Consider the following 25,559-nt stretch of genomic DNA (forward strand, 5'->3'; position numbering starts at 1 on the left):
CGCCAAGGGTACTGAAGCCCGCGCGCCTCAGTTGAGCGAAGGGTCGTCCGGATACGTGGCGACCATCGCCAGCTCGCTGCGCTGCCGGCGCAGCACCTCGCGCCAGAGCCGCTCGGGCGACGGGCAGGACACGTCCCCGGGCTCGGACTCCACCACGTACCACGCGCCGTCGACCAGCTCGTCCTCCAGCTGGCCGGGGCCCCAGCCCGCGTAACCGGCGAAGATCCGCAGCGAGCCGAGGACGGAGGCGAGCAGTTCCGGCGGGGCCTCCAGGTCGACCAGGCCGATCGCGCCGTGCACCCGGCGCCAGCCGACCGGCGGCTCCTCCCCCGTCGCGCCGCCCGGGACGACGGCGACGCCGAGCGCCGAGTCCAGCGACACCGGTCCGCCCTGGAACACCACGCCGGGTTCGCCGGCCAGGTCCGCCCAGCCTTCCAGGATGTCTCCCACGTCCACCGGGGTCGGCCGGTTGAGGACGACACCGAGGGAGCCCTCCTCGTCGTGGTCGAGGAGGAGCACCACCGCGCGGTCGAAGTTCGGGTCCGCCAGAGCGGGAGTGGCCACGAGCAGCCGCCCTGTGAGCGAGGACACCTCGGTCATGCCAGACATGATCCCGCATCTTCCCCGTGCGCGGGGAGGCAATGCGGGTGACGGAGTGAAGACCGCCGCCGCGCGCGAGAGCTTCCTGGTCGGGCGTCGTCCGGCCGGGGTGAAGGGGTGCGGACGGGCGGCCGGGAGCACGTGCGGCGCGCGCCGGGACGCGGTGACCCCGCGTGGCCGCCGGGGAACCGTTCGTGTTGTGACAGAGCCATGACGTTCCCAGGGCCTCCTCGGGCTTACAGAAGGGGGGTGAAGGGCGATTACCCTTTCCCTTCTGACCCTCTGCCCGACTCCACGGAACGCGAGATTCATGACCGTCAACGACGTCGATGACGTACTGCTTGTCCACGGCGGAACCCCGCTGGAGGGCGAGATCCGGGTCCGCGGTGCGAAGAACCTCGTACCGAAGGCCATGGTCGCCGCGCTGCTCGGCAGCGCACCGAGCCGGCTGCGCAACGTTCCGGACATCCGTGACGTCCGGGTCGTCCGGGGTCTGCTGCAGCTGCACGGCGTGACGGTCCGTCCGGGCGAGGAACCCGGCGAACTGGTGCTCGACCCCACCTATGTGGAGAGCGCCAACGTCGCTGACATCGATGCCCACGCCGGTTCCTCGCGGATCCCGATCCTGTTCTGCGGCCCGCTGCTGCACCGGCTCGGGCACGCGTTCATCCCGGGCCTCGGCGGCTGCGACATCGGCGGACGCCCGATCGACTTCCACTTCGACGTGCTGCGGCAGTTCGGCGCGCGGATCGAGAAGCGGGCGGACGGCCAGTACCTGGAGGCCCCGCAGCGGCTGCGCGGCACCAAGATCGCCCTGCCGTACCCGTCCGTCGGCGCGACCGAGCAGGTGCTGCTCACGGCCGTCCTCGCGGAGGGCGTCACCGAGCTCTCCAACGCGGCGGTGGAGCCGGAGATCGAGGACCTGATCTGCGTCCTGCAGAAGATGGGCGCCATCATCGCGATGGACACCGACCGGACGATCCGCATCACCGGTGTGGACAAGCTCGGCGGCTACACCCACCGGGCCCTGCCGGACCGCCTGGAGGCCGCCTCATGGGCGTCCGCCGCGCTCGCCACCGAGGGCAACATCTACGTCCACGGCGCCCAGCAGCGGTCGATGATGACGTTCCTCAACACCTACCGGAAGGTCGGCGGCGCCTTCGAGATCGACGACGAGGGCATCCGTTTCTGGCACCCGGGCGGGCAGTTGAAGTCCATCGCCCTGGAGACGGACGTGCACCCCGGCTTCCAGACCGACTGGCAGCAGCCGCTGGTGGTCGCCCTGACGCAGGCCACGGGCCTGTCCATCATCCACGAGACGGTCTACGAGTCCCGGCTGGGCTTCACCTCCGCGCTCAACCAGATGGGCGCCCACATCCAGCTCTACCGCGAGTGCCTGGGCGGCTCCGACTGCCGCTTCGGCCAGCGCAACTTCCTGCACTCGGCGGTCGTCTCCGGCCCGACGAAGCTCCAGGGCGCGGACCTCGAGATCCCCGACCTGCGCGGCGGCTTCTCGTACCTGATCGCGGCCCTCGCCGCCCAGGGCACGTCCCGCGTCCACGGCATCGGCCTGATCAACCGCGGCTACGAGAACTTCATGGAGAAGCTCTCCGCCCTCGGCGCGAAGGTCGAGCTCCCGGGCAAGGCCCTCGGCTGACCCCGGCACACGAACGCCGATGGGGCGGTCACCCGATTCGGGTGACCGCCCCATCGGCGTCCAGCCGCGGCGCCCCGTCAGGGGCGCGGGGAACTGCGCGACACGCCACGTCGGGCCCGCACCCGCCAGGGGCGCTCGGGGCCGAACGGCGTTGAAGCGCGCAGGCGCGCAGGCGCCTTACTTGCCCTTGGCCGCTTCCTTCAGCTTCGAACCCGCCGACACCTTCACGCTGTAACCCGCGGGGATCTGGATCGGCTCACCGGTCTGCGGGTTGCGCGCGGTGCGCGCAGCGCGGTGGGTGCGCTCGAAGGTCAGGAAGCCGGGGATGGTGACCTTCTCGTCGCCCTTGGAGACGATGTCGCCGACGACGTCGGCGAACGCGGCCAGCACGGCGTCGGCGTCCTTGCGGGTCACCTCGGCGCGGTCGGCCAGCGCGGCCACCAGCTCACTGCGGTTCATGTTCTTACTCCCGTGTTCTTCTTGCCGTTGAGGCGTGCCACGCGGCGGAGCCGCATGTCGGGCACGGCGAAAGCCGATGCTGCCAGGTTCCTCGGTGAGTCCCCGGACCCGGGTCCTTCGTCGGACCCTCGCGCCCAGGGACGCATCCTGCCTCTACCTGCGGCGGTAATGCCAATCCGGCACCCGCAGGAGTCGTGAGAACACCCGAGGGAGTCACACGAAGAGCGCCACGGCCTCCGAGCGGTGACGCTCCGTCCGCTTCCGGCAGCGGACAGCAGGGGCCGGAGCCCAGGCCCGGCCGCCCACCCTAGAGGGCCGCCGGGACTACGGGTTCCGCGACGCGCCGTTTCAAACCCCGTGGCGATCCTCACAGCGTGCGGACCGCCCCGGATTCAGGCGCCGGCACCCTCCGCGGGCGTCACGCGCCGGCCGCCTTCGCGGCGTCCCTGACGGCGTCGGCGACCGCGCCCGCGACCTTCTCGTTGAAGACGCTGGGGATGATGTAGTTCGGGTTCAGCTCGTCCTCGGTGACGACGTCGGCCAGGGCCTGCGCGGCGGCCAGCATCATCTCGGTGTTGACGGTGCGGGACTGGGCGTCCAGCAGACCCCGGAAGACACCCGGGAAGACCAGCACGTTGTTGATCTGGTTGGGGAAGTCCGAGCGGCCGGTGGCCACAACCGCCGCCGTCTGGCGGGCGATTGCCGGGTCCACCTCGGGGTCCGGGTTCGCGAGCGCGAACACGATCGCGCCCTCGGCCATCGCGGAGACGTCCTCGGCGCCCAGCACGTTGGGGGCGGAGACGCCGATGAAGACGTCCGCGCCGCGCACGGCCTCCTTCAGCGTGCCGGTGAGGTTCTCCGGGTTGGTGTTGTCGGCGATCCACCTCAGGGCCGTGCCGGGGGCGGCGTCGACCAGGTCCTCGCGTCCGGCGTGCACCACGCCGTGGATGTCGGCCACCACGGCGTTCTTCACACCGGCGGCGAGCAGCAGCTTGAGGATGGCGGTGCCGGCCGCGCCGGCGCCGGACATGACGACCCGGATGCTGTCGATGGACTTGCCGGTGACCCGCAGGGCGTTGGTCAGGGCGGCGAGCACCACGATCGCGGTGCCGTGCTGGTCGTCGTGGAAGACGGGGATGTCGAGGGCCTCCCGCAGCCGGGCCTCGATCTCGAAGCAGCGGGGAGCGGAGATGTCCTCGAGGTTGATGCCGGCGAAGCCGGGGGCGATCGCCTTGACGATCTCCACGATCGCGTCGGTGTCCTGGGTGTCCAGGCACAGCGGCCAGGCGTCGATGCCGGCGAACCGCTTGAAGAGGGCGGCCTTGCCCTCCATCACCGGCAGGGCGGCCTTCGGGCCGATGTTGCCCAGGCCCAGCACGGCCGAGCCGTCCGTCACGACCGCAACGGAGTTGCGCTTGATGGTGAGGCGGCGGGCGTCCTCGGGGTTCTCGGCGATCGCCATGCAGACCCGGGCCACGCCGGGCGTGTAGACCATGGACAGGTCGTCACGGGTGCGGATGGGGTGCTTCGACGCCATCTCGATCTTGCCGCCGAGGTGCATCAGGAACGTACGGTCGGAGACCTTGCCGAGGGTGACGCCCTCGATGTGGCGCAGCTGTTCGACGATCTCTTCGGCGTGGGCGGTGGAGGTGGCCGCGATCGTGACGTCGATCCGGAGCCGCTCGTGGCCCGACGCGGTCACGTCGAGGCCGGTCACCAGGCCTCCGTGGGACTCGACGGCCCCGGTGAGCTGGGACACCGCGGTTCCTCCCGCCGGCACCTCCAGCCGGATGGTCATCGAGTAGGAGACGCTGGGCGCCGTTGCCATGGCCGTTCCTCTGCTTTTCAACCGTGTCGCGAATCGTGCCGTCCGATCGTCGCACCTACCGCTGAGTACGTGGTAGCCGCCTGGGATTGCGGACGTTTTGTTCATCGCCGACTGTCGCCAACCGGAAAACAAGTTCCACCATACGAGAGGGAGGCGGGCAACAAAAGAGGCCCACGTCACTCTCGTGACGTGGGCCTCTCGAACGCCTATGACACCGACCCGCCATGCTCGCCTCGCGGCAAGTGGTCGCTCGAAGCGACTAAGGTTGGGCCCGGGGGCTTGGATCGGGCCGGTGCCACGTCCAGGCTAACAAACGGATCGCCCAGGGCCATTCCCATGACCCGGGGATATTTCCGCTCAGTCCCGCAGCAGATCGGGGACCCCCTCGGCGTCCGGTTCGTCGCGCTCCGCGGACACCACGGTGAGCTGCTGCGTCGCGCGCGTCAGGGCGACGTAGAGCACCCGCAGGCCGGCCGGGGACTCGTCGGCGATCTCCGCCGGGGAGACGACCACCGTCGCGTCGTACTCCAGGCCCTTGGCCTCCAGGCTGCCGAGCGCCATCACCCGGTCGCCGAGCCCGTCGAGCCAGCGCCGCGCCTCCTCGCGCCGCCGCATGGCGACGACCACGCCGACCGTGCCGTCCACCCGCTCCAGCAGCCGGGCGGCCTCGGCGCGCACGGTGTCGCCCAGGGCCTCCTCCGCCACGGCGAAGCGCGGCTCGACGCCGGTGGAGCGCACCGCGCGCGGCGACTCGGAGCCCGGCATGGCGAGGGCGAGGACCTTCGCGGCCAGCTCGGCGATCTCGGCGGGGTTGCGGTAGTTCACGGTCAGCTCGAAGCGGCGGCGCGGGCGGGTGCCGAGCGCCTCGTCACGGGCCCGGGCGGCCTCGTCCGGATCGGACCAGGAGGACTGCGCCGGGTCGCCGACGATCGTCCAGGTGGCGTGCCGTCCGCGGCGGCCGACCATGCGCCACTGCATCGGGGTGAGGTCCTGCGCCTCGTCGACGATGACATGGGCGTACTCGACCCGCTCCTGTGCCAGCCGCTCGGCCCGCTCGCGCTGGGTCTCCTCGCGCACCGGCATCAGTTCCTCCAGGCCGGTGAGCTGGTCCAGCGGGTCGATCTCGCGCTTCCTGCGGGGCCGGGCGGGGGCGCCCAGGATCGCCTGGAGCTCGTCCAGCATCGCGATGTCGTGCACGGAGCGCCCGTCCCGCTGAAGGGCGCGCGCCAGCTTGCGCACCTCCCCCGGGTTGAGGACGCGCCGGGCCCAGCGGCCGAGGCGCCGCTCGTCGGCCATGGCGTCCAGGACGGCGGCCGGGGTGAGTTCCGGCCACCAGGCGTCGAGGAAGGCGGTGAAGTCGTCCTCGGAGGTGATGTCCTCGTCGAAGGAGGAGCGCAGCTCGGCCGCGAGCTCGGGGTCGGTGTGCCGGTTGCCCGCGCCGGAGCGCTCCCACAGGGCGTCCAGGAGCAGCTTGCGGGCGCGGGGGCGGAGCAGGTTGACGGGGGCGGTGCCGCCGAGCGCGGTGCGGCGGATGCCCGCCAGCTCCTCGGCCTCCAGCTCCAGACGGCGGCCGAAGGCGACGACCCGCAGCCGCTGCGGGGAGCCGTTCGGCTCCAGGGCGCCGCGCGCGGCCTTCCGCAGCACCTTGAGCATGCGGGAGGAGCCCTTGGTCCGGGCCACGGCCGGGGTGTCGTACACCGTGGCCTCGGCGCCGTCGACGAGGGAGCCGATGGCGCGGATGGCGACCTGGCCCTCCTCGCCGAGGGACGGCAGCACGCCCTCGGTGTAGGCGACCAGCAGCGGGGTCGGGGAGACGATCAGGATGCCGCCCGCGTACCGGCGCCGGTCCTGGTAGAGCAGGTAGGCGGCGCGGTGCAGGGCGACGGCGGTCTTGCCGGTGCCGGGGCCGCCCTCGACGTAGGTGACGGAGGCGGCGGGGGCGCGGATCACCAGGTCCTGCTCGGCCTGGATGGACGCGACGATGTCCCGCATCGTGTGCGTACGGGCCTGGCCGAGCGCGGCCATCAGGGCGCCGTCGCCGATCACGGCCAGTTCGCGGCCGTCGAGGGACGCCGTCAGCTCGGGGCGCATCAGGTCGTCCTCGACGCTCTGCACCCGGCGCCCCTTGGAGCGGATCACCCGGCGCCGCACGACGCGGCCGGGGTCGACCGGGGTGGAGCGGTAGAAGGGGGCCGCGGCGGGCGCCCGCCAGTCGATGACCAGCGGGGCGTAGTCCTCGTCCAGGACGCCGATGCGGCCGATGTGCAGGGTCTCGGCGATGTCGGCGGTGTTGTCGGGGCGGACGGCGCCCTCGGCGGGCTCCACGGCGGTGTACGCGCCGTCCGGGCCCTTCTTGCCGTCCTTGCCGAGCAGCAGGTCGATCCGGCCGAAGAGGAAGTCCTCGTACTCGTTGTGCAGCCGGTTGAGGTGGATGCCGGCCCGGAAGACCTGGGCGTCCCGTTCGGCGAGGGCGCCGGGCGTGCCGACGTGGCCGCGCTGGGCGGCGTCGTGCATGAGGAACTCGGCCTCGGAGATCTTCTCCTCGAGGCGCCGGTACACCCGGTCCAGGTGTTCCTGTTCCAGGCGGATCTCCCGGTCGCGAACGGAGTCGTGAACCGGGACGACCGCGGATTCCTGTTGAGCCTGAGCGGCCACCGGGCCCCCTTCTGACGTGCTGGGCAGCCGTCAACCGTACGCGAAGGGGGCCCCGTGAGGCTACGCGTCGACCTCCACGAGCGTCTTGCCGTCGAAGGTCGCGACCACGAAGTGGTCGATCTGGTTGCGCTCGAACGCGGCGCCGCCCTGGACGTACAGCGGCTGCTTGCCCTTGTCCGTCGCGGCGTCGGGCAGTCCGTAGCCCTCGCCGGTGACCGCCCAGGAGTTCACCGTCTCGCGCTCGCCGTTCTTGCCGACGGCGATGAGGGAGCACTTCTGTTCGCCCTTGACGTTCTTCAGCTCGGTGACGATCTCGGTGCCCCAGAGCTTGTCCTCCAGGGCCACGGTGGCGGTCACCCCGGTGGAGGGGTCCGTCGCCGTGATCTTCTCGGAGCTCTTGTCGAAGGCGTCCTTCACCGGGTTGGCCGCGAGCGTGCGGCCGGTGTTGCCACCGCCGGCGCTGCCGCCGTCCCCGCCGCTCGCGGCGACGGCCACGAACGGGCCGCTGACGATCAGCGCGCCGGCCGCGGCGACCATGTAGAAGTTCCGGCGGCGCTTGCGCGCCCTGCGCTCGGCCACCTCGTCGACGAGCTTCTCCACCACGCGCGGCGACGGCTTCGCCGACAGCGACTCGCCGATCGCGGGCGATCCGGCGGCGTCGGGCAGGTCCGCGAGCGCGGCCAGCATCGGTTCCATACCGGCGAGTTCGTCGAGCTGCTGGGCGCACCACTCGCAGGTCGCCAGATGCGCCTCGAACGCGCTGGCTTCGGCGTCGTCGAGGATACCGAGGGCGTAGGCACCGACGGTCTCGTGTTCGTTCGGCACCGGTGATCCCTCCATGGCACCAGACATACCCGTCCCGCCCGTGCCGAATCCCTGGTTTCCCCCGTACACACTCATCACGCCGTCACCCCCCGCTCCTCCAGAGCCAGCTTCATCGACCGCAGGGCGTAGAACACCCGGGAGCGTACGGTGCCGCTCGGTATGCCGAGTGTCTGGGCCGCCTCATTGACGGTACGCCCCTTGAAGTAGGTCTCGACGAGGACCTCCCGGTGTGCCGGGGTCAGGTCGTCGAGTGCGTCCGACAGCGTCATCAGCCACAGCGCCTTGTCGATCTCGTCCTCCGCGGGGATGACCTCCAGCGGCGACGGATCGACCTCCTGCGGCCGGGCCTGCCGGCTGCGGTGGCCGTCGATGACGATGCGCCGGGCGACCGTCACCAGCCAGGGGCGTACCGAACCGGTCGCCCGATTGAGCTGACCGGCGTTCTTCCAGGCACGGATGAGCGTTTCCTGGACGACGTCCTCGGCGCGCTGCCGGTCTCCGGCGACCAGCCTGAGGACGTACGCCAGCAGGGGTCCTGCGTGCTCGCGGTACAGCGCACGCATCAGCTCCTCGTCAGGTTCCGAGGGCTGTGAAGACATGCGATGTCGGGCCCTCGTTCCACGTTCATTGGCCACGGCCGCATCCTTGCGCACGCCCACCTCCGGTGTCCGGGGGATCCCCCAGTCGGTCGCTCGACAACCGGTACGCACGGGGGGCGTCGGGCGTTCAAAGAGAGACGGCGGTTTTCTCGGGGACGCCTCAACGACCGGGACATGAACGCACATTCCCCCCGCCTCCTCTTCACATTTCCGACACATGGCGGAAGGGCGGGGCGCCGACGCACGTCCGCGAGGGTCAAACGGATACGTGACGGACATCACTTGACCGGTTCTCGAGGACCTGGAGGCGCGAAAGACCGCGAACGGGTCAAGGGGGTTCAATCGGGCGTGGGCGGCGGGCCGCTGTTCACGCGCGGGTGAGGGCTGCCGTACGGCGGCGGTGGCGGGCCACGCGTTCCCGGTTCCCGCAGATCTCGCTGGAACACCAGCGCCTTCTGCGCCCCCGTGAGGTGTCGACGTACACGATGGGGCAGTTGTCGCCCTCGCACTGACGCACGCTCGCGCGGGCGGCCGGATCGGTCAGCAGCTCCACCGCGTCCCGGGCCACCGCGCCGATCAGCGCGTCACGGCCGGGCGGGCCGTCGAGCCGGCGCACCAGCGTCCCGTCCGCGCCGGGCACCGCGCGCGGAGCCGGGGGCGCTGAGCGTGCCAGCTCGTTGACCCGGGCGAGGGCCGGGCCCTGCGGCGGGGAGCCGGGCGCCCGCACCAACGGGACCAGATGCGCGCGCAGTTCGCGGAAGGCGTCCAGCCAGGACGGGTCGGCGTGGGCGAGCGGGGTGCCCTCGGGGACGAGTCCGGCGCCGGTGATCCACGCCCGCAGCGCGTCGACGGAGCCCAGCCGTTCCCCCGGATGGGTGGTCGCGAGCAGATCCAGGCAGACCCGCCCGGTGTCGAACCTCAGCTCGTAGGACGCCGTGACCGTGCCCAGTGCCATGTCCTGCCACCGCCTAGGTGGGCCCCCGCGCGCGTGGGGGCCGTGCGCGAACCGGGAAACCGTGCTCCCTCCACAGTGCCCGCCCGCCCCGGACCCCGGAACCCCTCCCGCTCCGTGCTTTCGGCCCGGCCTTTCCGCACGGAGGGGCAGGACTCACACCGCGGCGTCGTACTTGGTGTCCGCCGCCGGGTCGAGGGCCAGGCGGTAACCGCGTTTGACCACCGTCTGGATCAGCTTCGGGGCACCCAGGGCCGTGCGCAGGCGGGCCATCGCCGTCTCCACCGCGTGTTCGTCGCGGCCCGCCCCGGGCAGGGCGCGCAGCAGCTCCGCGCGCGAGACGACCCAGCCGGGCCTGCGGGACAGCGCCCGCAGCAGGGACATCCCGGCGGGCGGCACGGGCCGCAGCTCGCCGTCGACCAGCACGGCGTGCCCCCGGATCTCCACACGGTGCCCGGCGACGGGCAACGTGCGCGCACGGGCGGGGAGTTCACGGCAGAGCAGCTGGACCAGCGGGCCGAGGCGGAAGCGTTCGGGCTGCACCGTGTCGACGCCCCGCGCCTGGAGCGGCAGCGCGGTGACCGGGCCGACGCAGGCGGGCAGCACGTCGTGGCCGAGCGCGGCCAGCAGGTCGTCGAGCAGACCCCGCTCCTCGGCGCGGGACAGCAGCGACGCGGCGGCGGGCGCGCTGGTGAAGGTGACCGCGTCCAGGGTGCGGGCGACGGCCGCGTCGATCAGGCGGTCCACCGGGGCGATGTCCTCCGGCGGCAGCCACCGGTACACCGGCACGCCCACCACCTCCGCTCCCGCGGCCCGCAGCGACTCCACGAACCCGGGCAGCGGCTCGCCGTGCAGCTGGACGGCGATGCGCAGCCCGTCGACGCCCTCCTCGAGGAGCCGGTCCAGCACCTCCGCCATCGACTCCGACGCCGGCGACCACTCCTCGGTCAGCCCGGCCGCCCGGATCGCGCCCTTCACCTTGGGCCCGCGCGCCAGGATCCGCACCCCGCGCAGCCGCTCCAGCAGGTCCTCGCCGAGCCCCCAGCCGTCGGCGGCCTCCACCCAGCCGCGGAACCCGATCGCGGTGGTGGCGACCGCGATGTCCGGGGCCCGCCCGATGATCTCCTTGGTGGCGGCCAGCAGTTCGCTGTCGTCGGAGAGCGGCACGATACGCAGCGCCGGGGCGTGCAGCACCGCCGCGCCGCGCCGCTCCAGCAGCGCGCCCAGCTCGTCGGCCCGGCGCGCCGCGGTCACGCCCACGGTGAACCCGGCGAGGGGGCCGTGCTCCGGAGACTGCTCTCGTTCGTCGTACATCACTCTCGTCCCGGCTCGAGTCGGCGTCCTGCACGGAGGTGCGGCTCCACGTCCGTGCCGAGCGAGCCTGCCAATGATCCATGACAGGCTCGGTTCGGCTTCATGTCACCAGTGTTACGTCACCGTCCGTCAGACCTCGGCGTAGCTGAGCTGCGGCTTCTCCTGCGGGGCGGTGTCCGTCCCGGCCGGTCGGGCGGCGGGCCGGCGAAGGTATACCGCCCAGGTGACCGCGAAACAGACCGCGTAGCAGGCGAGGAAGGCCACGAACGCGCCGGTGCCTGAGCCGTAGGAGAGGAAGGACTGGCGGAAGGCCAGGTTGATGCCGACACCGCCGAGCGCGCCCACCGCGCCGATCAGCCCCATGGACGCCCCGGACAGCCGCCGCCCGTACGCGGCCGCCGCCTCCCCTTCGAGACCCAGGGCATGCGCCTTGGCCTGGAAGATGCCGGGGATCATCTTGTACGTCGACCCGTTGCCGAGGCCGGTCAGCACGAACAGCCCCACGAAAGCGACGGTGAACAGCGCGAGCGACTGCTCCATCGAGGCGGCGATCAGCACGGCGGTCGCGGCGCCCATGGCGACGAAGTTCCACAGCGTGATGCGCGCGCCGCCGTACCGGTCGGCGAGCGAGCCGCCCACAGGGCGGATCAGCGAGCCGAGCAGCGGACCGATGAAGGTGACGTACGCGGCCTCCAGCGGGGTGCGGTCGAACTGGTTCTGCAGCACCTGGCCGAAGGCGAAGCTGTAGCCGATGAACGAGCCGAACGTGCCGATGTAGAGGAACGACATGATCCAGGTGTGCGGGTCGCGCGCGGCGTCCTTGGCGGCGCCGGTGTCGTTCTTCACCGAGGCCAGGTTGTCCATGCACAGCGCGGCGAGCACGGCGGCGACGACGATCAGCGGGATGTACAGGCCGAGCAGCACCCGCGGCCCCCCGCTCGCACCGATGATGGCGAGGGCGACGAGCTGGATGACGGGGACGCCGATGTTGCCCCCGCCGGCGTTCAGGCCGAGCGCCCAGCCCTTCTTCCGCAGCGGGAAGAAGGCGTTGATGTTGGTCATGGAGGAGGCGAAGTTGCCGCCGCCGATGCCGGCCAGCAGGCCGACCAGCAGGAACGTGGAGAAGGAGGTCCCCGGCTCCATCACCGCGAACGCGGCGACGGTCGGCACGAGCAGCAGCCCCGCGGAGACGATCGTCCAGTTCCGCCCGCCGAACACCGCGACGGCGAAGGTGTACGGGACCCGGACGACGGCGCCGACCAGCGTCACCAGCGACGTCAGCAGGAACTTGTCGGCGGGCGTCAGCCCGTACTCGGGGCCCATGAAGAGCACCAGCACGGACCACATGGTCCAGATGGAGAAGCCGATGTGCTCGGACAGCACGGAGAAGAGGAGATTGCGGCGGGCGATCCGCTCTCCGGTGCGGTTCCAGAAGGTCTCGTCCTCCGGGTCCCACTGCTGGATCCAACGGCCGCTGCGGGCTGTCATGGGGCCTCCACTGCTCTCCGGGGCGCGGCGGTGCCGCGAGGGCTTGATCCGAAGGTAGGGAGGGAGAGTTTCCGGCCTGTGGCACGCGGTGACCGGCAGGGAACGTTGCTCTCACCCGCGCCAGGGGCAGGGTGAGAGGTGTCCGTCACCGGTCACCGAGGGCGTGGTGAGGGGTCAGTGCTGCGGAGGCTGGCCGTAGGCGGGGGGCTGCTGGCCGTACGCCGGCGGCTGCTGGCCGTAGGGGCCGGGCTGGCCGTACGCCGACGGTTGCTGGGCGGGCGGGGCAGGCGGCGCGTAGCCGGGGGCGGGCTGCTGCTGCGGGAACGGCCGGCCGTACGCCTGGGGGTGTTGCTGGGGCTGCTGCTGCAGGTAGCCCGGGGCTCCCTGCGGCTGCGCGCCGTACGGGCCGCCGCCGTAGGGCGTGCCGAGGCCCGGCGGCAGATAGCGCACCCGGCCCGCCTCGTCCGTGACCGGCGTGAAGCCGGCCGCCTGGAGGCGCGCCGCGAACTTGGCGTTGCGCTTGCGGGTGACGACGAGGCCGATGCCGAGGATCGCCATGAGACACAGCCAGATGATGCCCGCGATCACGAAGTCGTCCGAGGTGCCGCCGAGCCGGTAGGCGATGATCACGGCGCCGATGGAGACGCCGATCGCGCCGTAGCCCATCCGCTTCTCGGCGTTCTTGCCCGTGAGGTCGAAGTTGATGCGTGCCTTGAGCAGTTCGACGGCGTCCGGCACCAGCGGCGGCAGTGAGACGCCGTCGTGGGCGTTGGGGTACTGCGCCCAGTTCTGCGCGGCGCGCGCCTGTGCCTGCGGGCCGGGGTCGGGCACGATCAGCATCGTGAGCTTGCCGTTGTTGCCCCCGCCGCCCTGCCGGACGTCGGCGTACTCGTAACCGAACTGCTGGGCGAAGAAGGCGAGTCGGGCGAGTTTCTTCACGGATGCCATCGGGCTGGTGAGCTGGACCGGCTCCCCGCTCGCCATCAACTGCAGCATCTTCTGCGTCTGCCGCTTGCTCATTCGCCCTGCGCCCCCTGGCTTACCGTTCACTTCAGCAACAGGGGGCAGTCTGGCACGGGCCGCCCCGGCGCGAAAGGCACGGTCGGGGGCGGCCCGTCGACGTCAGCGGCGGCGGCCCCGCCCGGCGGTCTCCGCACGCTTGCCCTTCGCGCCGTTCGGCCACAGTCGGGGGCGTCGCTTGGCCGCGAGGTCCTCCACCCAGCCGGTCGCGAACACCACCAGGCCGATCAGCGGCCACACGAACGTGAACGTCCACAGCTCGTAGGTGCTGTTGAGAGCCTCCGCGCCGCGCTCGCTCTGCATGAACGGGATCTCGTAGAGCAGGTCGACGATCGGGAAGGTCAGCGCGATCAGCAGGTTGTGCCACAGGTAGATGGTGACCGCCCGGTTGTTGGACAGGGTCACCAGCTTGTCCCAGGTGGCGAGCCGCCCCGGCAGCTCCTGCCACGACGGTGAGTACTGGAGCAGGATCACCACGAAACCGAACGACCAGGCGGCCTGCGCCAGCGGGATGTTGTTGAGGTTCCAGCCCTCGTCGCCGAGGTGGTTCGACGCCCACCACAGGCCGAACGCCATCACCAGGGAGGCGCAGGACACGGAGATGTAGCGCGGGATCTGCTTGAGCATCCCGTCCTGATGGGCGAAGCCCAGCACCCAGCAGGAGCCGTAGACCGCGAAGTCGGTGACCGCGTTGCCGGTCTCGCCGGGGATGGTGACGAGCCCGGTGCCGACGACGGCCGTCAGGCCGAGCGGGGCGAGCAGCGTCGGCCAGGGCGCCCTGCGGAACGCCCACAGCAGCAGCGGGGACGCGAGCACGAACCACAGGTAGGCACGCAGGTACCACAGGGGGCCCACCGCGTCGTCCGCCCAGGTGCCGCCGGTCAGCGGGCCCAGGTCGCCGGCCTCGAAGGGGAAGGGCGGGGCGCCGATCGGGACGAGGTAGTTGAACAGCTTGACCAGGCCCCAGGACCCGCCGCCCTGGTCGGGGTCGTCCCCGGGATTCCAGCCGCTGACGAACAGCATCGTCAGGACGACGGCGGCGAAGAGCCACATCGGCGGCAGCAGACGGCGCACGCGCGAGCGGATCACGCTCCACGCCGGCCGCTTCAGGGACCGGGCCATGAGCGAACCGGCGAGCGCGAACATCACGCCCATGGACGGGAACACCACCGTCAGCCACGCCCACCCGAAGAGGTGGAAGACGACGACGCGGACCAGGGCGATGGAGCGCAGCAGGTCCAGGTACCGGTCCCGGCCCGGCTTCTTCGGGGCGGCGTCCTCCGCGGGCTCCGGCTGCGGAGCCGGTTCGGGGACCGGCTCCGTGGCGTGCTGCTGCGGGAACGCGTGCGCCGGCTGCGGGGCCACGCCCATGGGGGCGCCGTACGGGGGCGGGTAGGAGCCGTCCGGGACCGGGCCGGCGCCGGACGGGTGTCCGTGGGTCATGCCACCGGCCTCCGGTCGTCGTTGTACGCCTGGGCGCCCTGCACGGTCCCGTTCACGGGCGCCCCGACGACGCCGGTGCGGCGCAGCTTCTGCCAGCGCAGCCGGCCGCCGGTGAGCGCCGTGATCCAGGACTGGAGCAGCACGACGTACATGAGCTGGCGGTACAGGATCTGCTGCAGCGGCAGCGAGATCAGATGGGTCATGCGTTCCTTGTCGAGGCGGAACGCGTAGGCGGCGCAGACCGCCTGGATGGCCAGGACGCCCAGCCACGCGAGGATGGTCTGCTGGGTCGGCCCGAAGACCAGGCCGTACAGCAGGAAGACGTCGATGAGCGGCGCCAGCAGCGGGGCCACGATCATGAACAGCGAGACGAAGGGCAGGCCCACGCGGCCGAAGCGGCCGGAGGGGCCCTTGTCGACGAGGGCGCGGCGGTGTTTCCAGATGGCCTGCATGGTGCCGTAGGACCAGCGGTAGCGCTGGGACCAGAGCTGCTGGACGGTCTCCGGGGCCTCGGTCCAGGCGCGGGCGTTCTCCGCGTAGACCACGCGCCAGCCGGCGCGGTGCAGCGCCATGGTGACGTCGGTGTCCTCGGCGAGCGTGTCGTCGCTCATGCCGCCGATGGGCTCCAGTGCCGACTTCCGGAAGGCGCCGACGGCGCCCGGGATGGTCGGCATGCAGCGCAGGATGTCGTACATCCGGCGGTCCAGGTTGAAGCCCATCACGTACTCGATGTGCTGCCAGGCGCCGATGAGGCTGTCCTTGTTGCCGACCTTGGCGTTGCCGGCCACGGCGCCGACCTGAGGGTCACCGAAGGGCTGGACGAGCTCACGGACGGTGGACGGCTCGAAGACCGTGTCGCCGTCCATCATCACGACGATGTCGTACCGGGCGTTGGCCAGACCCCGGTTGAGGGCGGCGGGCTTGCCCGCGTTGAGCTGGCGGATGACCCGGACGTTGGGCAGGCCCATCGCCTCGACGATGCGGGCGGTGCCGTCGGTGGAGCCGTCGTCGATGACCAGCACCTCGATCGGATGATCGCTGGCCATCAGGGAGTTGACGGTGTTCTCGATGCACTTGGCCTCGTTGAACGCCGGTACCAGCACGGTCACCGGCTCGGTGACCGGCGGGCCCCAGCGGAAGCCCTTGCGGCGCACCCGGCGGGCGTGCGCGCCGGACAGCAGCAGCATCAGCACGAAGCGGGCGATGACCAGGGTGCCGATGACCGCCAGGCCGACCACCAGCACGCCGGTGATCTTCTCGGAGGCCTGCACCAGGAAGATCCAGGCCTTGCCCTTCCACAGCTCGGGCCCCGTGACCGGGCTGTGGGCGCTGGGCGCGTCCAGGGCCTCGGTCAGGTTGTCGAACTCGTAGCCCTTGTCCTTGAGACCGGGCAGGAAGGTGTCGAGCGCGGCCACGGTCTGGCTGCGGTCACCGCCGGAGTCGTGCATGAGGACGATGGCGCCCTCGCCGTTCTTCGGTGTGGCGCGGCGGATGATCTCGTCGACGCCGGGCCGCTTCCAGTCCTCGCTGTCGGTGTTGTTGACGACGGTGAGGTAGCCGCGGCTGCCGATGTACTCGGTGACCGGCCAGGACTCGTTGTCCATGGCGTCGGCGTGGGAGGAGTACGGCGGGCGGAACAGCGAGGTGCGGATGCCCGCCGCACCGGTGAGGGCGAGCTGGTTCTGCGACAGCTCCCAGTCGATGCGCTTCTTGGACTGGAGCGACAGGTCGGGGTGGTTGAAGGTGTGCAGGCCGACCTCGTGGCCCTCGTCGACCATGCGCTGGACGAGGTCCGGGTAGCGGGAGGCCATGGTGCCGGTGACGAAGAAGACGGCGTGCGCGTCGTGCTTCTTCAGCACGTCGAGCACCTTCGGCGTCCAGACGGGGTCCGGGCCGTCGTCGAAGGTGAGCACCAGACGGTTGTCGGGCACGCTCAGGGACGTGGCCTTGCCGCTGCGGGCGTCTATGACCGGGCCGCCCTCGAGTATCTCCTTGGGCACCTCGGTGGTGGGGGCAGGATCCTGGACCCGGTGGTCGGCGAGGATCTCGCTGTGCACGTAGCCGCGGAGCATCAGCATGGCGGCGAGGGCGACCAGGACCAGCAGCGGCAGCAGCAGGCGCAGCGGTACGCGACGGCGCAGTGCGCCGCGCCGGTCCGGGCGGGGCGCCCGGCGGCGGTGGGACGGGGATGCCATCAGAGGACGTTCTCCGGGGACGGTGCGGCGGCGGGGTCGGAGTCGGCGCCCGCGGCTGGTTCGGCGGCGACCGGGCGGTCGCCGGCGGAGGGAGCGGAAAGGCTGTCGGTGCCGCCGGCCTCGCCGCCGCCTCCGGTCGGGTCGGCCGGGGTGTCGGGCGGCGGAGACTCGACCGAGGTCGCCGGTGTCGTGGGCTGCGTGGCGGTGCCGCCGCCGGCCGGAGGCGTCTCGACGGTGGTCCCGCCGCCTGCGTCGCCGCCGCCGGTGGCCGGCTGGGAGCTGGCGCGGCCGGCCGGGGTGGTCGCCGGGGCGCCGCCGTCCGGCTGCCGCGCCGTGCCGCCGGTGCCGCCCGCCACGGGGGCGGAGGCACCGGGCCCGGGCAGGTCGGAGGCGCCCGGGGCGGGCGTGCCGGCGCCGGGGCCGAGGCTGGTGCCGGAGCTGGGCACGGGATCGGTCGCGGAGGGCCGGGGAGTGGTCTCGACCTGCCCGGACGGCTTCTCCTCCTGACCCGGGACGGGCATCCACGGAGCGTCCGAGTTGCCGGACAGCAAGGTGGCGACCATGACGACGGCGTAGCCCGCGCAGGCGAGTCCGACGGCCAGGCCGATGCGGCGGTAGAGGCGGTTGCGGCGTCCCGACTCGTCGACGAACACGGGGGCCGCCTCGGACACCGCGCCCGCTCCGGGAGTACGGCTCAGCACACCGCCGGCACCGATCTGCACGGCGTCGAGCTGGACCGTCACCTCGTGCGGGTCGTGGGTGGCCTCGGCGGTGCCGGGGTCCTCCTGCCACGGGTCGCGGACGGCGGCGCCGGCGCCCTCGGGGACCACGGCGTCCGCGGTGGGGCCCCGGGTGGCGGCGCCGGCGTCCGGCACCACCGTGGCCGGGGTGGCCGCTGCGGCGGGGCGGGGCACGCGGAGGGCGGTGGTGCGCTCGGAGTCGTAGGCGTCGTCGGCGGGCCGGTGTGGAGCGGGCGCGGTCGGCTTACGGAAGGCGTCGAAGCCGCCGCGGCCGCCGGACGCTCCGGGTCCGTCGCCAGGGCGGGCCCCGCCGGCCGGGCCGGGGCGGGAGGACTGCCGCGGGTGGCCGCCCGCGGGGGGCAGCACCTGTGTGCGGTCCTCGCCGCCGTGCCGAGGCGCGTCGGACCGGCCGGGCGCGCCATGGCGGCCACCCGTCCTGGGCAGGACCTCGGTCCTGTCGTCGCCTCCGGTGGGGGGCGTCATCCGGGTGCGGTCCTCGTCGCCGTTCCCGGACGGGAACACTCCGAGCCGCGCCCAGCGCTCGTCGAGGGACCCGGAACCGGAACCGGCGCGGAAGCTCTCCGCGCCGTCTCTGGGACCGGGTTCGGCGGGTCTCTCCGCCAGGGGGAGCACCCGTGTCTCACGGGCGTCCTCGTCCGCTTCCGCGAACCTCCGGGAACCGTCGGCCGACTGCGGCCGACCCGGTTGGGCGTCTTCTCGCCACTTTTCCACGCGCTCGCACTTCCCCCCAACGGAACCATCGGCGCGCGTACGACCCGAGCACCCGTCGGCGGACCGGGCCCCCACCCGCTCCGAGCGCCCCGTTTATCACACCGTGCTCGAAGCATCGAATGTAGCGCACGCGGAGGTTGTGTGTTTGCGCGGCGACCTTTTGTGTCAGCAGCGAGACATTGGGCGCGCTCCCATCACATCGGCGTCCGGTGCGGGGAGCCAGGAGTCCACGGGACGCTCCAACCAGCTCCGCTCGGCGGCCAATTCGGCCGCCGACCTGCGCAGCTCCGCCAAAGCGGGGTGGATCATTCCCTTTCGCCACACAAGGGACACGGGTGAGAGGGGGGCCGGCTCCACCAGGGGCCGCGCAACCGTCCCGGGCAGTGGCGGAAAACTCACCACGGCGAGAATGGGGTTCCGGGACCGCGCCATCACCCGCCGGAACTCCTCCTCCCCCACCGCCAGCGGGACGGGCGGCGCGAGCGTGATGTCCCGCCCGTCGAACAGCCGCCGCGCCAGGTCCGTCCACTCCTCGGTGCGCGTGTTGCCCGCCCCGGCGTAGACGGTCTCGCCCGCGAGCGCGGCCAGCGGCACCTCGGGCAGCCCGGCCAGGGCGTGGCCCTCGGGCAGCAGCACGGCCATCGGCTCGTACCGCACCGGCTGCTGGTCGAGGCCGGCCCGCACGGCCGGGGCGAGCCCCGCGAACCGGCCGAACGTCGCGTCGAGTCGCCCCGCGAGGAGCTCCCCCGCCGCCCAGGTCAGCCCGCTCTCGTAACGGGCCATCAGCTCGTGCCCGGGGGCCCTCTCACGCGCCCGGTGCAGCACCTCGCGGTGGGTCCCGAGGCCCGGGGAGTTGAGGTCGACCAGCAGCGGGCGGCTCCGCCCGGCGGCGGCGAGCAGGTCGTCCTGCGCCTGGAGCGCGGCGCGGGCGTACGGCAGCAGGCGCTCGCCGTCGGCGGTGAGCGTGACCCGGCGGGTGCTGCGGACGAACAGCTCGCAGCCCAGCTCCCGCTCCAGCCGGCGCACGTCCCTGCTGAGCGCCTGCTGGGCGACGTACAGGCGGGCCGCGGCGCGGGTGAAGTGCAACTCCTCCGCCACGGCGGCGAAGGCGCGCAGCAGGCGGGGGTCGACGTGGGAGGGTGCGGGCATGCCCGCGAACCTACAACACAGGTGCGTCAATCGGCGCGGAGAAGGTGTTGGACCGGGCGGCCGGCCAGGGGCGACGGTGAGGCCATGCCGCAACCGACCTCCCGGGACACCCGCCTGTTCACCGTCACCGCCGACACCCTCGTGGCCGTCGACTTCACCCCCCGCGCCCCGCGCGAGCCGGGCCCGTACCGCCGTCTGTTCGAGGTGCCCGGCTCCCGGGCCTTCACGGCGGGGAACCTGCTCGCCCGGCTGCCGATGGGAATGTTCGCGCTCAGCGCGATCATGATGATCGCCGGCAGCCGCGGGTCCTACGCCCTGGCCGGAGCCGTCACCGCGACGGGACTCGCCGCGACGGCGGTGGTCGCCCCGTGGACCGCGCGCCTGGTGGACCGCTACGGGCAGGCGCGCATCGCGCTTCCGGCCACACTGATCGCGGTGCTCGGTTCGCTGGCACTGGTGCTCTGCGTCCGGTACGACGCCCCGGCCTGGACCCTGTTCGCCGCCTACGCGGCGACCGCCACCACCCCGAACACCGGGGGCATGTCCCGGGCCCGCTGGGCGCACCTGCTGAAGGGCAGACCCGACGCCCTGCACACCGCGAACTCCTTCGAGCAGGCCGCAGACGAACTGTGTTTCATGCTCGGCCCGGTGCTCGCGGCCGTGCTGTGCGGGACTTTCTTCCCGGAGGCGGGGACGCTGACGGGCGCGGTGCTGCTGCTGACGGGCGTCGCGCTGTTCACCGCGCAGCGCTCCACGGAACCCCCGGCCGTCCGCCGTGCCGCCGGGCGGGCCCCTCTGCGCGCGCCGGGCATACGGCCGCTGCTGCTGGTCTGCCTCGCGACGGGCGGGGTGTTCGGCTCGACGGAGGTCGTGACGATCGCGTTCGCGGACGGACAGGGGCACCGTACGGCGGCCGGTGCGGTGCTGGCGCTCCAGGCGGCGGGTTCCTGTGCGGCGGGCCTGCTGTACGGGGCGGTGCGCCTGTCCGGGCCGGCGTGGGCCCGCCTGCTGTGGTGCCTGGCCGCGATGGCCGTGCTGGCGGCACTTCCGCTGACGGCCGCCGCCCTCACCGGCTCGCTCCTGGTGCTGGCGGGGGCGCTGCTGGTGGCGGGCATGGCGACCGCCCCGACGATGGTCACCACGATGACCCTGGTGCAGCGGCACACTCCCGAGGGGCGGCTGAACGAGGGCATGACGCTCGCGGTCACCGGGCTGCTGGGCGGGATCGCCTGCGGGAGCGCGGCCGGCGGCTGGGTCGTGGAGCACGTTTCGGCCACCGCCGGATACGGGGTGCCGGTGGTGGCGGCACTGACCGCCTTCACGGTCGCCGGGAGCCTGCTCTCGTTCGGCTCGTCGAACCGCTTGATGTATCACCGTCCGCACCATTGACGGGCACAGATCCCGCACATACCTTCACCCGTCGAAGCGCTTCGACAGGCTGTCGGCCGCTTCCTCCCCCCACTGACCGTGCCCACGAGGACTCCCGATGGCGAAGATCACGGATGTGGCCCGGCGCGCCGGCGTCTCCCCCAGTACGGTCTCGTACGCGCTGAGCGGCAAGCGGCCGATCTCCGACGCGACCCGGCGCCGGGTACAGGCCGCGGTGCGCGAGCTGGGCTACCGCACGGACGGCGGCGGGCGGTCCCGGTCCGGTGCCCGGGCGAAGGTGCTCGCCCTGGCGGTGCCGATGCGGCCCGGCATCCATGTGCCGGTGGTGACCCAGTTCGCGGTGTCGGTGGTCACCGCCGCCCGCGCCCGCGACCACGACGTGCTGCTGCTGACCCAGGGCGAGGGCGACGAGGGCATCGGGCGGGTCACGGAGACGGGGCTGGCGGACGGGCTGATCGTGACGGACGTGCAGCTGCAGGACCCGCGGGTTCCGCTGCTGCGCTCCTGTTCCTTGCCGTCCGTGCTGATCGGGGTGCCAGCCGAGGCGGACGGTCTGACCTGTGTCGACCTGGACTTCCGGGCGGCCGGGGAGCTGTGCGTGGACCATCTGGCGGGGCTCGGGCACCGCGCGGTGGCGCTCGTCGGCTCGCCGCCGGAGGTGTACGTGCGGCGCACGGCGTTCGCCCGGCGGCTGGTGGAGGGCTTCACCGCGGCCGCCGACCGGCACGGGCTGGCCTCGTCGGCGCTGCCGTGCGGCACCGGCCGGGACGCGGCCCGCGCGGTCGTGGAGCGGCTGCTGCGCGACCTGCCCGCGCTGACCGCGGTGGTGGTGCACAACGAGCCGCTCGTCGACCCGCTGATCGAGGCGTTCGAGGAGCTGGGGATGCGGGTCCCCCGCGATGTGTCGTTGACCGCCGTCTGCCCGGCCCCGGTGGCCGCGGCGGCCCGCGTCCCGGTCACCTCGGTGGCCGTGCCGGCCGCCGAGCTGGGCGCCCGCGCGGTGCATCTGCTGGTGCGGAAGCTGTCCGGGGCTCCCGTACCGGGCACCACCCTGCTGCCGCCCCGGCTGACGGAGCGGGCGAGCACGGCGCCGCGCGGGCACTGAGACTCAGCCGAGCTGCCAGGCCTTCCCCAGCCGGTACGCGGCGCACAGGTTCACGTCCAGGAAGTACGCCCCGGCCGCCCCGCACTGGGCGTCCCCGCTCCCGGGATCGACGGGCTGGCCGTGCCCCATCCCGGTGAGGCTGTACGTCTCCACGACCGCGTTCCCGGCAGGGCCCCCGTAGACGCGGTGCGGGTGCCCGGCGACGGTGTCGCTGACGTCGGCGGTGCGGTCGGCGCCGTGCACGTTCGTCCACTGGTCCACGAGGGCGGTCATGTTGGCCGCCCTCACCGTGTAGTCGGCCGTGCCCTGGAACACGGTGAGCGCCGGCCAGGGCCCGGTGTACCCGGGCCGCGCGGCCCGCACCCGGTCGCCCCACTGCGCGGGCGTCTGGGTGGCCCCGACGAACATGCACACGTACGCCGTCCCCGCGGCCTGCGCGCAGCCGTACGGCAGCCCGGCGACGATGCCGCCGGCGGCGAACTTCTCCGGGTAGGCGGCCATCATCACGGCGGTCATCCCGCCGCCCGCGGACAGCCCCGTGACGTAGACGCGGGAGGGGTCGCCGGAGACGTCGGCGAGCTGCCGGTCGACCATCTGCGCGACCGAGGCGGCCTCGCCCCGGTCGCGCCCGATGTCGGCGGACTCGAACCAGTTGAAGCACTGGCTGAGGTTGTTGCCGCTCTGCTGCTGCGGCAGGACGACGGAGAAGCCCCAGCGGTCGGCGAGCGTGGTCCAGCCGGTGCCGGAGGCGTACCCGGCGGCGTTCTGGGTGCAGCCGTGCAGGGCCACGACCACGGGGCGTCCCGCGGGCAGCCCGTCGGGCACGTAGCGGTACATCTTCAGGGCGCCGGGGTTGCTGCCGAAGCCGGTGACCTCCTGGAGGGAGGCGGCGGAGGCGGGCGCGGGGGCGAGCAGGACGGAGAGGAGCGCGGCCAGGAGGGCCGTCAGCACGGTGGGGCGCAGTGCGGCTCTGGTCTGTGTCATGGAGAGCGAAGGTAGAAGGGTGAACCACCCACCGATATGGGTGCGGCACCCACATCGCGGGGGTGCGCCCATGTGCCGCGCATGTGGCCGCGCATGACAGAGGCCCCGCCGCTCGCGCGACGGGGCCTCTGCCCACATGGGGTAAGTGGAGATGGCGGGAATCGAACCCGCGTCCAACGGTGCGGAACCAGGGCTTCTCCGTGTGCAGTCGGCTGTGCTTTTCTCGGCCCCGGAGATCACGCCGACAAGTCTCCGACGGGCCCAGTCACTGTTTGGTTTCCCTCTTCACCCCGTGACCGGGATCAAGGTTTAGTTCCCTAGCTGATGCCAGGATCCGGGTCGGGAACACCCCCGGGCTGACACTCCCTTAAGTAGGGGAGCCGCTGCTCGCTACCTGAAGATCAGGCAGCGAGGGCGAGCTCGCCCTGGGAGATGGATCGCTTGGAATTGGCGATTATTTTTTTCGGCCTGTGGTTTACGAGATCATGGCCGCTTCCTCGACACGCTTCCCCTGCTTCGACAGCCGCTGTCGAAACCGATCATCCCCATGTTGTGTTGTCAAACCCTCCCGGAGGAGGTGACCCGCACCCTCTGTGAGGTGCAGGGCCATCGTACGTGACCAACGCGGGTCGATGCCAGCCTATTCCCGCGGAGCCCCGGGACCCTCAGGCCCGCTGCTTCCTGCGCACCGCGGAGATCGCCCGCTCGGTCTCCCGCCGGTCCTGCTTCTCGCGCAGCGTCTGCCGCTTGTCGTACTCCTTCTTGCCCTTGGCGAGCGCGATCTCGACCTTCGCCCGGCCGTCCTTGAAGTACAGGGCGAGCGGCACGATGGTGTGGCCGGTCTCCTGGGACTTGGCCTCCAGCTTGTCGATCTCCTCGCGGTGCAGCAGCAGCTTCCGCTTGCGCCGGGCACTGTGGTTGGTCCAGGTGCCCTGGCTGTACTCGGGGACGTGCACGTTGTGCAGCCACGCCTCGTTGCCGTCCAGCTGGACGAAGCCGTCCACCAGCGACGCCCGGCCCTGGCGCAGCGACTTCACCTCGGTGCCGGTGAGCACCAGACCCGCCTCGTAGGTGTCGATGATGAGATAGTCGTGGCGCGCCTTCTTGTTCTGCGCGATCAGCTTGCGCCCTTTTTCCTTAGCCATAGTGCCGCCCATTTTCGCACTACGGAGGGGCTTCTCGGGAAGCCGATTTACCGGGGGCGGCTCACCGGCCGAGTCCGCCGACGACCGTCTCCGCGCGCTCCAGCGCCTGCCCGCCGGCCTCCAGGTCGGGGGTGATGCCGTGGCCGTCGACGCCGCGGCCGGAGGGGGTGCGGTAGTGGCCGACGGTCAGTTCGGCGACGGAGCCGTCGGGCAGCTCGGTCGGCATCTGCACCGAGCCCTTGCCGAAGGTGCGGGAGCCCACGACGACCGCCCGTCCGCGGTCCTGGAGGGCACCGGTGAGGAGTTCGGCCGCGCTCATCGTCCCCGCGTCGACCAGCGCGACCAGGGGTCTCCTGGTGTCACCGCCGGGCTCGGCGTGCAGGGCGCGCTGCTCGCCGGCGACGTCGTAGGTGGCGACCAGGCCGCCGTCGAGGAAGGCGGAGGCAGCGGTGACCGCCTCGGCGACCAGGCCGCCGGGATTGCCCCGCAGGTCGAGGACGATGCCGGACTCCTTCGGCGCCTCGCGCACGGCGGCGCCCACCCGCTCGCCGGAGCCCTTGGTGAAGGCGGACACCTGGACGACCGTGACACCGGAGGCCAGGGAGCGGACGGTGACCGGCTCCCGGGAGAGCCGGGCGCGCCGGACGGTCTCGCTCCACGAGCGCGAGCCGCGCTCGAGGCCCAGCCGCACGGTGCTGCCGGCGGTCTTGCCCGCCCTGTCGCCGCGCAGTAACGAGACGACCTCGGTGACGGGCCGTCCGTCGACCTTCGTCCCGTCGACGCTGCGCAGCCGGTCGCCCGGGCGGATGCCCGCCTCGTCGGCGGGCGTGCCTCTGCCGACCCTGCTCACCTCGATGCGCCCGTCCCGCTCGCGGGCCCACAGGCCGACGCCGGTGTAGGCGCCGTCGAGGGTGGCCTCGAACTCCTCGTACTCGCCGCGCGAGTAGACGGCGCCCCAGCGGTCGCCGCTGCGGCTGACCGCGCGCTCCGCGGCCTCCAGCGGGGACGCGCCGTGGGCGGCGGCCTCCTCGGCCGCCCGGGCGACCTCGGCGTGGTGGCCGACCGGAGCGGCCTGCGCGGCGCCTTCCGCGGTCTCTCCGCGGTCGGTGCCGGGAAGGCTGCCGGTGGCTGCCCCGGCGACGAGCACGCTCGCGAACACCAAGGTCAGGGCGGCGCCGCGGCGGACGCTGCGGGGCCGACAGAACGGGTCACGACCTGACATGCCGGTGAGTCTAGGACAACGCGAAGGGGCGCACGGCCCGTTGGCCACGCGCCCCGGT

The 25,559-nt window shown here is 72.5% G+C and carries 20 protein-coding genes and 1 other RNA gene; 3 read left to right on the forward strand and 18 right to left on the reverse strand.

The genetic code is table 11. The features are described 5' to 3' along the window. Positions 1-27 precede the first annotated feature (27 nt). Positions 28-600, reverse strand: coding sequence for a YqgE/AlgH family protein (locus ACF1AG_RS04815; protein ID WP_359750439.1), 573 nt, complete (start codon positions 598-600; stop codon positions 28-30). 310 nt (positions 601-910) lie between these two features. Here ACF1AG_RS04815 and murA point away from each other — a divergent pair, with 310 nt between their 5' ends. Next, positions 911-2,257, forward strand: coding sequence for a UDP-N-acetylglucosamine 1-carboxyvinyltransferase (gene murA, locus ACF1AG_RS04820; RefSeq protein ID WP_359607501.1), 1,347 nt, complete (start codon positions 911-913; stop codon positions 2,255-2,257). A gap of 177 nt (positions 2,258-2,434) precedes the next feature. Here the strand turns inward: murA and ACF1AG_RS04825 are convergent, their stop codons facing one another. The 13 genes from ACF1AG_RS04825 to ACF1AG_RS04885 all read right to left on the reverse strand — a co-directional run bounded on the left by ACF1AG_RS04825 (position 2,435) and on the right by ACF1AG_RS04885 (position 19,656). Then, complete coding sequence (locus ACF1AG_RS04825) at positions 2,435-2,716, reverse strand: HU family DNA-binding protein (RefSeq protein ID WP_003990598.1); 282 nt, start codon at positions 2,714-2,716, stop codon at positions 2,435-2,437. 418 nt (positions 2,717-3,134) lie between these two features. Further along, positions 3,135-4,544, reverse strand: coding sequence for an NAD-dependent malic enzyme (locus ACF1AG_RS04830; protein WP_359603817.1), 1,410 nt, complete (start codon positions 4,542-4,544; stop codon positions 3,135-3,137). 357 nt (positions 4,545-4,901) lie between these two features. Next, positions 4,902-7,199, reverse strand: coding sequence for a UvrD-helicase domain-containing protein (locus tag ACF1AG_RS04835; RefSeq protein ID WP_359603816.1), 2,298 nt, complete (start codon positions 7,197-7,199; stop codon positions 4,902-4,904). Positions 7,200-7,259: 60 nt separating this feature from the next. Beyond that, positions 7,260-8,024: an anti-sigma factor family protein gene (locus ACF1AG_RS04840; protein WP_387794244.1), complete on the reverse strand. Its 765-nt coding sequence runs from the start codon at positions 8,022-8,024 to the stop codon at positions 7,260-7,262. Positions 8,025-8,098: 74 nt separating this feature from the next. Further along, entirely contained in the window at positions 8,099-8,683 is a 585-nt protein-coding gene (locus ACF1AG_RS04845) for a sigma-70 family RNA polymerase sigma factor (RefSeq protein WP_078492847.1), read from the reverse strand. Positions 8,684-8,990: 307 nt separating this feature from the next. After that, positions 8,991-9,578 carry a CGNR zinc finger domain-containing protein gene (locus tag ACF1AG_RS04850; RefSeq protein ID WP_387794242.1) on the reverse strand — a complete coding sequence of 196 codons (588 nt, stop codon included), beginning with the start codon at positions 9,576-9,578 and terminating at the stop codon, positions 8,991-8,993. 153 nt (positions 9,579-9,731) lie between these two features. Then, a complete protein-coding gene (locus ACF1AG_RS04855) occupies positions 9,732-10,889 on the reverse strand; it encodes a uroporphyrinogen-III synthase (protein ID WP_359603812.1) in 1,158 nt (385 codons plus the stop codon). Positions 10,890-11,018: 129 nt separating this feature from the next. Beyond that, on the reverse strand, positions 11,019-12,377 hold the full coding sequence (locus tag ACF1AG_RS04860; RefSeq protein WP_359750449.1) for a nitrate/nitrite transporter: 1,359 nt from the start codon (positions 12,375-12,377) through the stop codon (positions 11,019-11,021). Between the two features lie 174 nt (positions 12,378-12,551). Beyond that, the gene (locus tag ACF1AG_RS04865; protein WP_391809317.1) at positions 12,552-13,397 is read right to left on the reverse strand and encodes a hypothetical protein; all 846 of its coding nucleotides are present in this window, start codon (positions 13,395-13,397) and stop codon (positions 12,552-12,554) included. 102 nt (positions 13,398-13,499) lie between these two features. After that, complete coding sequence (locus ACF1AG_RS04870; RefSeq protein ID WP_387794235.1) at positions 13,500-14,840, reverse strand: acyltransferase; 1,341 nt, start codon at positions 14,838-14,840, stop codon at positions 13,500-13,502. Beyond that, complete coding sequence (locus tag ACF1AG_RS04875; RefSeq protein ID WP_359603807.1) at positions 14,837-17,035, reverse strand: polysaccharide deacetylase family protein; 2,199 nt, start codon at positions 17,033-17,035, stop codon at positions 14,837-14,839. The genes ACF1AG_RS04870 and ACF1AG_RS04875 overlap by 4 nt, the downstream gene beginning before the upstream one ends. Further along, positions 17,035-18,258: a hypothetical protein gene (locus ACF1AG_RS04880; RefSeq protein WP_387794233.1), complete on the reverse strand. Its 1,224-nt coding sequence runs from the start codon at positions 18,256-18,258 to the stop codon at positions 17,035-17,037. Before ACF1AG_RS04880 ends, ACF1AG_RS04875 begins: the two co-directional genes overlap by 1 nt. 414 nt (positions 18,259-18,672) lie before the next feature. Then, the gene (locus tag ACF1AG_RS04885; RefSeq protein ID WP_359750459.1) at positions 18,673-19,656 is read right to left on the reverse strand and encodes a LysR family transcriptional regulator; all 984 of its coding nucleotides are present in this window, start codon (positions 19,654-19,656) and stop codon (positions 18,673-18,675) included. An 84-nt stretch (positions 19,657-19,740) separates the two neighbouring features. Here ACF1AG_RS04885 and ACF1AG_RS04890 point away from each other — a divergent pair, with 84 nt between their 5' ends. Then, on the forward strand, positions 19,741-21,045 hold the full coding sequence (locus tag ACF1AG_RS04890; protein WP_359603804.1) for an MFS transporter: 1,305 nt from the start codon (positions 19,741-19,743) through the stop codon (positions 21,043-21,045). A gap of 97 nt (positions 21,046-21,142) precedes the next feature. Further along, the gene (locus tag ACF1AG_RS04895; protein ID WP_359603803.1) at positions 21,143-22,150 is read left to right on the forward strand and encodes a LacI family DNA-binding transcriptional regulator; all 1,008 of its coding nucleotides are present in this window, start codon (positions 21,143-21,145) and stop codon (positions 22,148-22,150) included. A gap of 3 nt (positions 22,151-22,153) precedes the next feature. On the opposite strand, the gene ACF1AG_RS04900 is transcribed toward ACF1AG_RS04895, so the two are convergent. From ACF1AG_RS04900 to ACF1AG_RS04915, 4 genes are all read right to left on the reverse strand, one after another. Next, positions 22,154-23,134: an alpha/beta hydrolase family esterase gene (locus ACF1AG_RS04900; protein WP_387794230.1), complete on the reverse strand. Its 981-nt coding sequence runs from the start codon at positions 23,132-23,134 to the stop codon at positions 22,154-22,156. 143 nt (positions 23,135-23,277) lie between these two features. Beyond that, positions 23,278-23,681, reverse strand: a transfer-messenger RNA (tmRNA) gene (gene ssrA, locus ACF1AG_RS04905). 118 nt (positions 23,682-23,799) lie between these two features. Beyond that, entirely contained in the window at positions 23,800-24,279 is a 480-nt protein-coding gene (gene smpB / locus ACF1AG_RS04910) for an SsrA-binding protein SmpB (protein WP_359603799.1), read from the reverse strand. 61 nt (positions 24,280-24,340) lie between these two features. Next, positions 24,341-25,501, reverse strand: a complete 1,161-nt coding sequence (locus tag ACF1AG_RS04915; protein WP_387794227.1) for a S41 family peptidase — start codon at positions 25,499-25,501, stop codon at positions 24,341-24,343. Positions 25,502-25,559: the final 58 nt, after the last annotated feature.

The sequence above is a fragment of the Streptomyces sp. NPDC014764 genome (assembly GCF_043082785.1).
GTDB lineage: Bacteria > Actinomycetota > Actinomycetes > Streptomycetales > Streptomycetaceae > Streptomyces > Streptomyces althioticus.

What these genes read in the sequence shown, in the direction of transcription:
- ACF1AG_RS04815 (WP_359750439.1), bottom strand. Translation starts at nt 600, where the DNA reads ATGACCGAGGTGTCCTCGCTCACAGGGCGGCTGCTCGTGGCCACTCCC.
- murA (WP_359607501.1), top strand. Translation starts at nt 911, where the DNA reads ATGACCGTCAACGACGTCGATGACGTACTGCTTGTCCACGGCGGAACC.
- ACF1AG_RS04825 (WP_003990598.1), bottom strand. Translation starts at nt 2,716, where the DNA reads ATGAACCGCAGTGAGCTGGTGGCCGCGCTGGCCGACCGCGCCGAGGTG.
- ACF1AG_RS04830 (WP_359603817.1), bottom strand. Translation starts at nt 4,544, where the DNA reads ATGGCAACGGCGCCCAGCGTCTCCTACTCGATGACCATCCGGCTGGAG.
- ACF1AG_RS04850 (WP_387794242.1), bottom strand. Translation starts at nt 9,578, where the DNA reads ATGGCACTGGGCACGGTCACGGCGTCCTACGAGCTGAGGTTCGACACC.
- ACF1AG_RS04855 (WP_359603812.1), bottom strand. Translation starts at nt 10,889, where the DNA reads ATGTACGACGAACGAGAGCAGTCTCCGGAGCACGGCCCCCTCGCCGGG.
- ACF1AG_RS04860 (WP_359750449.1), bottom strand. Translation starts at nt 12,377, where the DNA reads ATGACAGCCCGCAGCGGCCGTTGGATCCAGCAGTGGGACCCGGAGGAC.
- ACF1AG_RS04865 (WP_391809317.1), bottom strand. Translation starts at nt 13,397, where the DNA reads ATGAGCAAGCGGCAGACGCAGAAGATGCTGCAGTTGATGGCGAGCGGG.
- ACF1AG_RS04870 (WP_387794235.1), bottom strand. Translation starts at nt 14,840, where the DNA reads ATGACCCACGGACACCCGTCCGGCGCCGGCCCGGTCCCGGACGGCTCC.
- ACF1AG_RS04875 (WP_359603807.1), bottom strand. Translation starts at nt 17,035, where the DNA reads ATGGCATCCCCGTCCCACCGCCGCCGGGCGCCCCGCCCGGACCGGCGC.
- ACF1AG_RS04880 (WP_387794233.1), bottom strand. Translation starts at nt 18,258, where the DNA reads ATGACGCCCCCCACCGGAGGCGACGACAGGACCGAGGTCCTGCCCAGG.
- ACF1AG_RS04885 (WP_359750459.1), bottom strand. Translation starts at nt 19,656, where the DNA reads ATGCCCGCACCCTCCCACGTCGACCCCCGCCTGCTGCGCGCCTTCGCC.
- ACF1AG_RS04890 (WP_359603804.1), top strand. Translation starts at nt 19,741, where the DNA reads ATGCCGCAACCGACCTCCCGGGACACCCGCCTGTTCACCGTCACCGCC.
- ACF1AG_RS04895 (WP_359603803.1), top strand. Translation starts at nt 21,143, where the DNA reads ATGGCGAAGATCACGGATGTGGCCCGGCGCGCCGGCGTCTCCCCCAGT.
- ACF1AG_RS04900 (WP_387794230.1), bottom strand. Translation starts at nt 23,134, where the DNA reads ATGACACAGACCAGAGCCGCACTGCGCCCCACCGTGCTGACGGCCCTC.
- smpB (WP_359603799.1), bottom strand. Translation starts at nt 24,279, where the DNA reads ATGGCTAAGGAAAAAGGGCGCAAGCTGATCGCGCAGAACAAGAAGGCG.
- ACF1AG_RS04915 (WP_387794227.1), bottom strand. Translation starts at nt 25,501, where the DNA reads ATGTCAGGTCGTGACCCGTTCTGTCGGCCCCGCAGCGTCCGCCGCGGC.